Source organism: Micromonospora sp. NPDC048169, assembly GCF_040652815.1.
Taxonomy (GTDB): Bacteria; Actinomycetota; Actinomycetes; order Mycobacteriales; family Micromonosporaceae; genus Micromonospora.
In genome coordinates, this window is the sequence record NZ_JBEZMS010000022.1 from 17,369 (window position 1) to 28,160 (window position 10,792).

General features: G+C 73.5%; 10 protein-coding genes. 5 read left to right on the forward strand and 5 right to left on the reverse strand.

Annotation, left to right across the window (positions count from 1 at the left end; translation table 11 throughout):
• The first annotated feature begins 1 nt into the window (after position 1).
• On the forward strand, positions 2–1,573 hold the full coding sequence (locus tag AB0D28_RS19370; RefSeq protein ID WP_357387514.1) for an AAA family ATPase: 1,572 nt from the start codon (positions 2–4) through the stop codon (positions 1,571–1,573).
• A 30-nt stretch (positions 1,574–1,603) separates the two neighbouring features.
• On the opposite strand, the gene AB0D28_RS19375 is transcribed toward AB0D28_RS19370, so the two are convergent.
• From AB0D28_RS19375 to AB0D28_RS19385, 3 genes are all read right to left on the reverse strand, one after another.
• Entirely contained in the window at positions 1,604–2,164 is a 561-nt protein-coding gene (locus AB0D28_RS19375) for a hypothetical protein (RefSeq protein ID WP_357387516.1), read from the reverse strand.
• Positions 2,165–2,436: 272 nt separating this feature from the next.
• On the reverse strand, positions 2,437–3,477 hold the full coding sequence (locus AB0D28_RS19380) for a hypothetical protein (RefSeq protein ID WP_357387518.1): 1,041 nt from the start codon (positions 3,475–3,477) through the stop codon (positions 2,437–2,439).
• A gap of 196 nt (positions 3,478–3,673) precedes the next feature.
• Positions 3,674–4,501, reverse strand: coding sequence for a TrmH family RNA methyltransferase (locus AB0D28_RS19385; protein ID WP_357387520.1), 828 nt, complete (start codon positions 4,499–4,501; stop codon positions 3,674–3,676).
• Between the two features lie 132 nt (positions 4,502–4,633).
• On the opposite strand from AB0D28_RS19385, the gene AB0D28_RS19390 reads away from it, so the two are divergent.
• Entirely contained in the window at positions 4,634–6,808 is a 2,175-nt protein-coding gene (locus tag AB0D28_RS19390) for an acyltransferase family protein (RefSeq protein ID WP_357387522.1), read from the forward strand.
• A 1-nt stretch (position 6,809) separates the two neighbouring features.
• Here AB0D28_RS19390 and AB0D28_RS19395 read toward each other — a convergent pair whose 3' ends face one another.
• Positions 6,810–7,430, reverse strand: a complete 621-nt coding sequence (locus tag AB0D28_RS19395) for a pyridoxamine 5'-phosphate oxidase family protein (protein ID WP_357387524.1) — start codon at positions 7,428–7,430, stop codon at positions 6,810–6,812.
• Positions 7,431–7,597: 167 nt separating this feature from the next.
• On the opposite strand from AB0D28_RS19395, the gene AB0D28_RS19400 reads away from it, so the two are divergent.
• From AB0D28_RS19400 to AB0D28_RS19410, 3 genes are all read left to right on the forward strand, one after another.
• Positions 7,598–8,104, forward strand: a complete 507-nt coding sequence (locus AB0D28_RS19400) for a DUF2231 domain-containing protein (protein WP_357387526.1) — start codon at positions 7,598–7,600, stop codon at positions 8,102–8,104.
• On the forward strand, positions 8,101–8,637 hold the full coding sequence (locus tag AB0D28_RS19405) for an Hsp20/alpha crystallin family protein (protein ID WP_357387528.1): 537 nt from the start codon (positions 8,101–8,103) through the stop codon (positions 8,635–8,637). The genes AB0D28_RS19400 and AB0D28_RS19405 overlap by 4 nt, the downstream gene beginning before the upstream one ends.
• Before the next feature lie 160 nt (positions 8,638–8,797).
• A complete protein-coding gene (locus tag AB0D28_RS19410) occupies positions 8,798–9,904 on the forward strand; it encodes a glycosyltransferase family 9 protein (protein ID WP_357387653.1) in 1,107 nt (368 codons plus the stop codon).
• Here the strand turns inward: AB0D28_RS19410 and AB0D28_RS19415 are convergent.
• Positions 9,879–10,751 (reverse strand): glycosyltransferase family A protein, encoded by an 873-nt coding sequence (locus AB0D28_RS19415; RefSeq protein WP_357387530.1) that lies wholly within the window; start codon positions 10,749–10,751, stop codon positions 9,879–9,881. The genes AB0D28_RS19410 and AB0D28_RS19415 overlap by 26 nt on opposite strands.
• Positions 10,752–10,792 lie beyond the last annotated feature (41 nt).

A 10,792-nucleotide genomic window follows, 5' to 3' on the forward strand; every position in this document is an offset into this window, starting at 1 on the left:
CGTGTCGAACTACGCCGAATCCCTGCGTGACCTGGACAGCTACATCGCCGCCCGGGTGCCGATCATCGGGGTGCGCACCATCGAACAGACCCGCGCGCTGCGCCTGGTCCGGCAGATGGCGACCAACCCGAAACGGTCCGCGCTCCCGTTCTGGATCTACACCCGTGCCACCGGGGTACGCGACCTGCGGCACAACGCCCCGGCCCTGGAGGACCGGTCGCTGACCGGCGCGCTCGAGTTCGCCGCGCAGCAGTTCACCAGCCGGGCGCAGGCCACCGTGATCTTCGTCGACCCGGAGGACCTCAGCGGCGACAACTCGGTGACCCGGCACGTCGCCGAGCTCGCCCGGCTCGCCGACGCCAACTCCGGCAGCCTCGTGGTCATCTCGGACACCCCGATGTGGAGCGGGCTGAGCCGGCTCGGCATGTCCGTCACGCTGGACCTGCCCGACGCCGACGAGATGTACGAGGTGATCGTCGAGTTCCTGCGGGACCACCACGGGATCGTGCCGATCGCGTGGACCGAGCAGGACGCCCGCCGCGCGGCCGAGTTCCTGGTCGGGGTGCCGGAGGGCACCGCGATCAACGTGATGGCCACGCTGGTGACCCGCGGCAGCGTCGAGACCAGCGACGTCGAGCACCTCGCCGAGTTCAAGGACAAGCACTTCGGGTCGCTGGCCGGCCTGGAACGGGTACGCCTCAGAGAAGCCGACCGCCAGGTCGGCGGGCTCACCAGCCTGCGGGACTGGCTACGCCGCAAGCACAAGCTGATGGTCGCCGACCTGCGCGGCAGCGAGTTGCGCCCGCCGCGGGGCGTACTGCTGGTCGGCGTTCCCGGCTGCGGCAAGTCGCTGTCGGCCAAGGCGATCGCGGGTGAGTGGCGCCTGCCGCTGTACCGTCTCGACTTCGCCGCGATCCTCGGCCAGTACGTCGGCCAGTCCGAGGGCCGGTTGCGGGAGGCGCTGGAGACGGCCGACCGGGTCGCGCCCTGCGTGCTCTGGATCGACGAGATCGAGAAGGGCCTCGCCGGTCAGCACGACAGCACCGGTGTGGGCCGCCGCCTGGTCGGCCAGTTCCTGTTCTGGCTCCAGGAGTCGGCGCACCGGGTGTTCGTGGTCGCCACCTCGAACGACGTCCGTTCGCTGCCACCGGAGCTGCTGCGTAAGGGACGGTTCGACGAGCTGTTCTTCGTCGACCTGCCGGACGACGAGGACCGTCGCGAGATCATCGCCATGTACTACCGGCGTTACGTCGGGCAGGAGCCGCAACCGGAACTGCTCGACAAGCTGGTCGGCATGTCCGACGGGTTCGCCGGCAGCGACATCGAGTCGGCCCTGCACGAGGTGGGCGCCGAGGTCATGCTGAACGGTGGGGCGGCCGCCCTGCGCAGCGAGTTCGTCACCGACACGTTCGCCAACACGTTCCCGCTCAGCCGGACCAACCCGGAGCAGATCGAGGAGATCCGTGGCTGGGGCCGGGAACGGGCGGTGCCGGCGGGCCGGGCGCCCGGTGCCGCCGCGGGCCCGTCCGGCGGCCCGGCGCAGGGCCGGCGGGTGGTGGTGTTCGGCGACTGAGCCCGCGCCCGGTGCGGCGGGCGCGTGCACTCATGCCAGCAGGCCGGCTGCCAGCACGAGGGCGCCACCGCCGACCAGCGACGCGACGATCAGGCAGAGGCGGTCGACCCACTCCCGCACGAGATACGCGCTTCCGGGCCGGCCCCGGACGTGCCGGATCACCGGGCCCTCCAGCGTGGCGAGGACGTCGAGTTCGCGTACCACCGCCACGTCCGCCCGCCGGCCCCGCCTGCCCCGCCGGGCCCGGACGATGTCACCGGCGCGCAGGGCCTCGTCGGGCACGCTGCCTTGGAGCGCGTACCAATGGGTTCCGCCGTCGGGAGACCGGATCCGGAACCGGCGGACCGTGACGTCGCCGTCCTGCCTGCCGCGTGCGTACCGGCGGCTGAGCCGCGCCGCGGCCAGGCCGGCGGCGGCCAGCGCGAGCGGCACGAGCAGTCCGGCGGCGACGATGACGCCGTCCAGGCTGCCCAGGGCGGCACGCACCGCGGTCAGCACGATCGTCAGCACGGCAGCGCAGGAGAGCACGATGGCGCCGCGGAACCGGCGGGTCTCGACGTCCGGCTGGACCGGCCCCAGAAGGACTCCCACGAGCGGACCGGCCGTTGTGGTGGGCGTCTGTGGTCGCGGTGCGGACGCTGGTGGTGCGTTGGTGGAGGTGCGCTCACCGCTCGGCGGGCCGGCTCCGGCCGGGCCGGGTGCCCGTCTGCCGGAGCCGGCTCCGTCGAACGGTGGTGGTCCGGTGTGTGCCGGGTCCGCGTCGCCGGCCGGTCCGAGGACACGCCGCCTGTTCGTCGGTGGCGGCGGGGATGACGGCTTCGTCCCCGTACGCCGCCGAGCGCGCGCCCACGGTGGAACGTCACTCACTGGTGCGCCTCGAGTTTCCGTGCCGTGCACTGGTTGGTCAGCCGGTCCCCGGTCAGTCCGGGAAACCGTTTCGCACACCAGCGCTGGACCGACTCCCGGGTGGGGAAGTCACCGAGCGCGAACGTGACCCACAGGGGGTTGCCCTGGTAGAGCTGCCGCTTGCCGAAGTCGGTGCTGAGTACGAGCACCACGCTCGTGCCCCGGCTCGGGGCGGACCGCAGAGCCAGGTGCTCGGCCAGGATGTCAGCCGCGGTGAAGGTGTGCGAACCGGCGGCGGTGGTCTGAAGCGGATCCACGATGCCCACACTCTTCGACGCGAGCTGTGCGACGAACCGGCCGTCGAACACCGTCGTGAGGGCGTCCTGCTGGCGTAGCTGCTCCAGTTGCGCGAGCGCTTCGGCCTCCGGGTCGGTCGAGGGCTCGGGGCCCGGCTCGGCCGGCGTGGACTCGGGCAGGGGCGCATCGCCGGTGGTGGTCGTGGCCGGGAACTCGGTGAACCCGGCGTCGGGCGGCGACGGGGCAGCGGCCGGAGGCTGCGTCTGCCGGTCGCCCTGGTTCGCCATCGTCACGGCGGTGACCCCGCCGACCGCCGCCAGGAGCACCGCGGCGACGGCGCCACCGACCAGCACCACACGCCGGTTCGGGACGGTGGGGTACACCGGCTGGTCCGGCTGGTCGACGGACCGGCTCGGCGGGGCGTCCGGCGCGGGCGTCGTCGCGGCATCCCGGATCCACACCGGAGTGCTTTCCGCATCCGCATCCGCATCCGCATCCGCATCCGCATCCGCATCCGCCGCCGGCGACGGCGGGGAGGCGGGTTCGGCGGGCGTGATCGGCGCCGTGGTGTCGTCGGGCGTGGTGTCGTCGGGCGGGGTGTCGACGATCGGGGTGTCGGCGGCCGGGGCCTGCTCGGGGCGGGGAGGCGTGGCTGGCCGGGGAGGCGGCTCGGCTGCCGGGGGATCCGCCGAGGGAGCCGGCTGCGTGGACAGCAGCGAGGTCAGGTCCCACGCTCCCGCAGCCGGTTCGTGATCGGTCATGGCACCCCTTGCCGGATCGCCGAGTCGTCGTGTGGGCCGTCTCCGAAGCTAGTTGTACGCAGCGTCGCCGACATCCACCGAGCCGGTGACCATTCACCGATCAGTGTTGATGCCGACGGGACGGTCGGCATCGACAGTCGCCTGGACGGCCGGTCCCCATCCCGACCCATGTCGGAATCGGCCCGGCCCTCTCGGGTTACCGCTGCTTCGCGCGCTGCCGCGCGGCCTCGTACAGCGCCACCGTTCCGGCCGCCGCCGCGTTCAGCGAACTCGCCGCCCCCACGATGGGGATGCGCACCATCCGGTCGCTGGCCTCCTGCCAGCCCTTGCTCAGCCCGTGCGTCTCGTTGCCGACCAGCAGGAGAGTGGGGCCGGTCAGGTCGTGCTCGGCGACGTCCACGTCCCCGTGCTCGTCCGTACCGATGATCTGGACCTGCGGCAGCCCGTCCGCGCGGACCGCGGCGACCCAGTCCAGAACCTCGCGGTGGCTGGCGACGCGCACCACGGGTACGGCGAACAGCGACCCGGTGCTGGCCCGGACCGCCTTCGGGTCGTACGGGTCGGCGGCGTGGCCGGTGACGATCACGCCGGAGGCGCCGAAGGCGTCGGCGGAGCGGATCAGGGTGCCGATGTTGCCGGGGGTCTTGGGGCGGTCGAAGACCACCACGAGCATGGCCGGCCCGGCCGGGATGCGGGCCAGGTCGTCGGCGGGCTGCGCCACGACGGCCAGCAGCTCGGGGGACTCCTCCTCCTTGCCGCTCAGTTCCCGCATCAGCTCCGGCGCGAGCGCGACCCGCCGGGCGTCGGCGCGGTCGAGCAGGTCGCGGCACCAGCGGGACAGGGGCTGCCGGTCCGGGTGCAGGAGGGCGCGGATCTCCCAGCCCTGCTCCAGGGCCACGGTGATCGGGCGTACCCCCTGGACCAGGAACTCCCCGGAGCGCTGCCGCTTGGTGCGGTTGGTCAGCAGCGCCTGCCACTGCTGGAAGCTCGCGTTCCGGGTGGTGATCGTCAGGGTCTTCGCCACGTCGCCGATTCAACCTCATCGCAGGCCCGGGCCACCCACCGGATGCGATCGAGGCGGAGCGGCGTGATTGTCCCCCCGCCTGACGAGCCGTTATCGTTCCCTGGCCCCAGCCCGCAGAGTTTGAGGATCGCGATGACTTCCCCGCCGTTGACGAAGGTTGCCGATCGGGAGGGTTCACCGGACCAGGGGCCGGCCGGTACGGCGACCGGGCGCGAGCCGGGCCGGGAGACGACGCCGAGCCGGTTCCGGGCCGACGTCGCCGGGCTCCGGGCCGTCGCGGTGGGGCTGGTGCTGCTCTACCACGCCGGGCTGCCGTTCATCCCCGGTGGCTTCGTCGGCGTCGACGTCTTCTTCGTGATCTCCGGTTTCCTCATCACCGGGCAGCTCATCTCCGAGATCGAGCGAAGCGGGCGGGTCTCGCTCACCGGCTTCTACGCGCGCCGGGCCAAGCGGATCCTGCCCGCCGCCACGGTGGTGCTGGCGGCCACCGCCGTCGCGGTCCGGCTGTTCGTACCCCGGGGTGAGTGGCAGGTCATCGGCGGTGACATCGCCGCCGCGGCGACCTACGTCGTCAACTGGCGGTTCGCCGACCGCGCTGTCGACTACCTGGCCGAGGACGTCGCGCCGTCGCCGGTGCAGCACTTCTGGTCACTCGCCGTGGAGGAGCAGTTCTACCTGCTCTGGCCGCTGCTGATCGTGCTGGCCCTCCTCGCCGCGCGCAAGCTCCGGCGGGCGAACGTACGGCCGGTCCTGTGGGCCGGTCTCGCGGTGCTGGCGGTGCCGTCGTTCGTCTGGTCGATCGTCGAGACGGCGAACTCGCCGGAGCGGGCGTTCTTCGTCTCCACCACCCGGCTGTGGGAGCTGGCGGTCGGCGCGGCGGTAGCGCTGCTGGCGGTCCGCGCCGCGCGGATGCCCCGGTCGGTGGCGCTCGTCCTCGGGTGGCTCGGCCTCGCCGCGATCGTGGTGGCGGCGCTGCTGGTCAGCGGCAAGACCGCGTGGCCGGGATACGCGGCGGCGCTGCCCACGCTCGGCGCGGCGGCGGTCATCGCGGCCGGCGCCGCAGCCGGCTCCCGGGGGCCGGTGATGGTGCTCGGCCTGCGTCCGTTCCAGTGGATCGGCGACCTGTCGTACTCGCTGTACCTGTGGCACTGGCCGATGCTCGTGGTGGCCGCCGCGCACTTCGGCGACCTGTCGGTGACGCAGGGCCTGGTGGTGGCGCTCGCCTCGGTGGTACCGGCCTGGCTCACGTTCCGGCTGGTGGAGAACCCGTTGCGCTACTCGCGGAAGATCTCCACGTCGCCGCGCCTGGCGTTGAGCCTGGGCGGCAACTTCACGCTCGCCGGCATCTGCGCCGGCCTGGTCCTGGTGCTGATGGGCGCGTGGGCCGCCGCCGCGACCACCACCAAGAGCCGGTACGCCCCGGGCGCCGCGCTCCTGTCGACAGCACCGGGCACCGCGCCGATCGGTCCGGTCCCGGAGCGGTTCGACGTGATCACCCCGGATCCGCTGCAGATCCGGCAGGGCTTCATGGACGTGCCGGACACCAACCGCGACAAGTGCTTCCAGCAGGTCGAGGGTGCCGAGGTGCTGTCCTGCACGTACGGCGACCCGAACGGGGCCACCACCGTCGCGCTGGTCGGCGACTCGAAGATGGACCAGTGGCTGCCCGCGTTCCAGGTGCTCGCCGCGCAGAACGGCTGGAAGCTGCGGATCATGGCGAAGGCCGGATGCGCCTTCACCAGTGCCCAGGTGCTCAAGGGCGACGGGTCCGGCAAGCCCTACACCGACTGCATCCAGTGGAACCGCGCGCTGCTGGAACGCCTGGTGCAGGAGCGCCCCGACTACGTGGTCACCTCGCAGTCGGCGTCCACGGCCCTCGACAGCGCAAGCAAGCGCGCCACCGTCGCCGCGATGGTGTCCGGCGTACGGGCCTCGTGGAAGAAGCTCGACTCGGTCGGCACCAACGTCGTCGTCCTGGCGAACAACCCGCACCCGGGGGCGGCGGTGGCCTGCGCCGACAAGAACCGCAAGCGACTGTCCGCCTGCGCGTTCGACAGGGAGCGCCACGACCAGGACCCGGGCTACCGGATGCAGCGGCAGGCGGTCGCGGGCGCGCCGAAGGTCAAGATGATCGACCTGTTCGACGCCGTCTGCCCGACCGACAGGTGCCCGGTGGTGTTCGGCAACGTGCTCATCTACCGGGGCGGCTCGCACATCGGCGCGGCGTACGTGAAGACCACCGCACCGCACCTCGCCCGCGCCCTGTCCGACGTCGGCGTGCCGGCGCGCTTCACCCCGCGGGAGTGAGTCAGACGTACAGCTTCCGGGCGTAGTCCGGGCCGTAGTGGTGTTCCAGGTCGGCCAGGCTCTCCGCCGGGGCCTCCACCTCCTTGATCAGCCGGGGCCGGGTCGGCAGCACGTCCGGCTGCCACGTCTCCGGCTTCCACAGCTCGGAACGCAGGAACGCCTTCGCGCAGTGGTAGAAGATCTGCTCGATCGCGACCTCGACGGCGAGCACCGGCCGGTGGCCCTTGACCTCCATGTCGGCGAACCACGGCGCGTCGGAGATCAGCCGGGCCCGGCCGTTGATCCGCAGGGTGTCGGTGCGGCCGGGGATCAGGAAGATCAGCCCGACGTGCGGGTTGGCCAGGATGTTGCGGTAGCCGTCGGCCCGCCGGTTGCCGGGCCGCTCCGGAATCGCGATCGTGCTGTCGTCGAGCACCAGCGCGAAGCCGGGCGGGTCACCCTTGGGGGAGACGTCGCAGGCACCGTCCGCGCCGGCGGTGGCGAGCAGGCAGAACGGCGAGGCGGCCAGCCACTCCCGGTCGCGTTCGTGCAGCGTACGGCGTTCCTTGGCGAGCGCCCGCGCGGTCGGCGTGCCGAGCACGTCACGCAGTTCCGCCTCGTCGGTGATCTCCCGGATCGTCACGTCTTCCTCCCCCGTCCGTTGACCTCGACGGCGGTTCCGCCCCGCGACGGGCCGCGATCCGCCATGGTCAGCCTAGGTGAGCGCGTCGAGCGCCGGGTTTGCCCCCGGGGCCGACGGGTAGGGACCGGTGCGCAGCGTGCGTCCGGACGCGACGGATGGAGGCCGAGATGGAGAGCCGACTCAAGGTGCTCGGCCATCCCGTGCATCCGATGCTCGTGATGTTCCCGGTGGCACTCTTCGTGACCGCGGTGATCTTCGACCTGGTGGACACCGTGGGCGGGCCCGGCTTCCTCGCCGAGGTCGCGTACTGGAACATCACCGTCGGTCTGATCGGTGGCCTGCTGGCCGCGGCGGCCGGGGCGTTCGACCTGCTCGCCCTGCCGGCCGGCACCCGCGCCAAGCGGGTCGGGCTCACCCACGCCGCCGCCAACGTGGCGGTCATCCTGCTGTTCGCCGCCGTCTGGGTGGTCCGGCTCAACGCGGACTCGCGGGCGGCCGGCGGCGCGCTCGTCGCCATCGAGGTGGTCGCCCTGGCGATCCTCGGCGTCAGCGCGTGGCTCGGCGGCGAACTGGTGGACCGGCTCGGTGTCGGCGTCGATCCGGAGCACGATCTCAACGCGCCAAGCTCGCTGCGACCCCCCTCGGCGACACGGCGGATCGGAGACGTGCGATGACGGAACAGAGTGGCGGACGGGGCTGGCGTGGCCGCCAGCAGGGCTGGGATCCGATGGGCGAGCTCCAGTCGCTGCGTTCGGAGCTGAGCCGGCTGGTCGGCGGACGGTCCGGCGGCCAGGACGTGGACCTGGCCGAGACGGCCGACGGCTGGGAGGTGGTCGTCCGGCTGCCCGGCGTCGCGCCGGAGGAGGTCGCCGTCGAGCTGGACGACCGGGAACTGTGCGTACGTGCCCGGTCGGAGGCCGAGGTGAACGCCGACCACGGCATCCCGGGCGGCTTCACCACCCGGGGCTTCGAGTACCGCGTGGACCTGCCGTCCCGCGTGGACCCGGACCGGATCGACGCGGTGATGGACCACGGCCTGCTCCGGGTGCGCCTGCCCCGGGCGGCCCGGCCCGCGCCGCGCACCATCACCGTCGGCCGCACCGGCCCGCGACCGGCCGCCGACCGTACGCCGATGCCCGCCGACCCGGCCGCGGACCGCGAACTGCACCACCCGGACACCGCGCTCGACGAGATCGACAGGCCGTAGGAGCCGCGTGACCATCCCGTCCGACGACTCCAGCTCGGCGCGTCTGCCGCCGCGCCGCGACCTGGAGCCGTCGTCCGACGAATCCAGCTCGGCGCGTCTGTCGCCGCGCCGCGACCTGGAGCCGTCGTCCGGCTCCCGCTCGCCGCGCGGCGACTCGTCGGTGCTCGGCCCGGTCGGCGAGCGGGTGCCCGATGTCGAGCGGATCGCCGTGCTGCGCGCGAACGCGCTCGGTGACTTCATCTTCGTGCTGCCGGCGCTGGACGCGCTGCGGTCGGCGTACCCGTCGGCGGAGATCGTGCTGCTCGGAGCGCCGTGGCACGCGGCGCTCTGGCGCGACCGGCCCGGCCCGGTGGACCGGGTGCTTGTGGTGCCGGCGGCGCCCGGCATCCGCGACCCGGGGCCCGGCGAGTCGCCGGGCGACGTGCCGGCGTTCCAGGCCGCCGCCCGGGCCGAGCGGTTCGACCTGGCGTTGCAGGTGCACGGCGGCGGCGGCAACTCGAACCCGCTCGTGGCCGGGCTCGGCGCCCGGGTCACCGCCGGGCTGCGGGCCGAGGGCGCGCCGCCGCTGGACCGGTGGTTGCGCTACGTCTACTACCAGCACGAGGTGATCCGCTACCTGGAGGTGGCCGCGCTGGTCGGCGCGCCGGCCACCACCATCACCCCGGCGCTGGCGGTCACCGCCGCCGACCGGGCGGAGGCCGCCGCCGTGCTCGGCGAAGCCACCCGGCCCCGGGTGGCGTTGCACCCGGGCGCCACCGACACGCGGCGGCGCTGGCCGCCGGAACGCTTCGCCGAGGTCGCCCGCGAGCTGACCGGAGACGGGTACGAGGTGCTTGTCACCGGCACCCCGGCCGAGCAGGAGACGGTCGACGCGGTGGTGGCGGCGGCCGGCGTGCCGGTGCGTCCCCAGGTCGGCACGCTCAGCCTGGGCGCGCTCGCCGCCGCCTACGCGGACTGCGCGCTCGTGGTCTCCAACGACACCGGCCCGCTGCACCTGGCCGCCGCCGTGGGTGCGCCGACAGTGGGCGTGTTCTGGGTCGGCAACCTGATCAACGGGGCGTCGCCGCTGCGCGGGCGGCACCGCCCGATCGCCGCCTGGACCACCCACTGCCCGGTGTGCGGCGTGGACTGCACACCCGGGATCTACCCGCACCGGCCGGGCGACGGCGAGTGTCCGCACCGGGTGTCGTTCGTGGCCGACGTGCCGGTCGCCGAGGTGGTCGAGGCGGCCCGCGAGCTGCTCACACCTCCGCCGGTGACTCGCTGAGCACCACCTCCCACGCCTCCACGTCGCGTTCGGTGACAGTGGTCGGCGACTCCAGGTGGTAGGCCCCGCTGGGCAGTACCCCGGCACCGCCGTGGCGCTCCAGCACCGCGAGCTGCGCGGCCACGTCCTCGCCCTGGTGCCGCTCGGGCAGCCGCTCCCAGAAGTCGAAGCCGCCGGAGTCGACGAGCTTGGCCCGGTCGTAGAGCACGCACCCGCCGATCCAGGACACCTTGTACGCCCGCCACTCGCCCGCCGCGAGGTGCAGCTTCTCGGTGATGTGCAGCAGGTTCGCCGCCGGGTGGATGGACGCCCGGTGCCACTCCGGCGTGCCGGGCAGGATGCGTTCCGGCACCGGCGGCCCGGTCCACTCCTCGTAGTGCTCGTGCGTGTCCGGGCGGACGTCGTCGGCGTAGGAGAGCCCGTGCACCGCGTTGCCGACGAACCCGCAGCCCAGCTCGTCCAGTGCGGTGACCAGGCGGGACAGTGCGCCCGGCTCCAGCCACACGTCGTCGTCGAGGCAGAGCACCGCGTCGGCCGCCGACTGGGCCAGCAGGTACGACCGGTGCTCGGCCAGGCCACGCCGCGGCAGCCGCCGGGTCAGCAGCACCGGATGCCCCCGGTGGCGCAGCGCCCGGACCATCGTGGCCGCGGCCGGGTGCGCGTACGCGGGCTCGCCGTCGGACTGGTCGCTGACGACCACCCCGAAGCCGGGTACGCCCTCCTGGGCGGCCAGCCCGGACAGCGTGACCGCCAGCTCGGCGGGCCGGTTGCGGGTGGGGATCAGCACGTCGAGCCGCCGGTGCTGCCGGAACCGTCCGGGCGTGCCCGGGTCGAGCGGACGGGTCACGCCGGCCTGCCCTCGCCCACGGCGGGGCTGTGCTCGCCGGG

Bases quoted from the DNA above. Each gene is read 5' to 3' on its own strand.
- AB0D28_RS19405 (WP_357387528.1), top strand. From the start codon at position 8,101: ATGACGGAACAGAGTGGCGGACGGGGCTGGCGTGGCCGCCAGCAGGGC.
- AB0D28_RS19390 (WP_357387522.1), top strand. From the start codon at position 4,634: ATGACTTCCCCGCCGTTGACGAAGGTTGCCGATCGGGAGGGTTCACCG.
- AB0D28_RS19400 (WP_357387526.1), top strand. From the start codon at position 7,598: ATGGAGAGCCGACTCAAGGTGCTCGGCCATCCCGTGCATCCGATGCTC.
- AB0D28_RS19380 (WP_357387518.1), bottom strand. From the start codon at position 3,477: ATGACCGATCACGAACCGGCTGCGGGAGCGTGGGACCTGACCTCGCTG.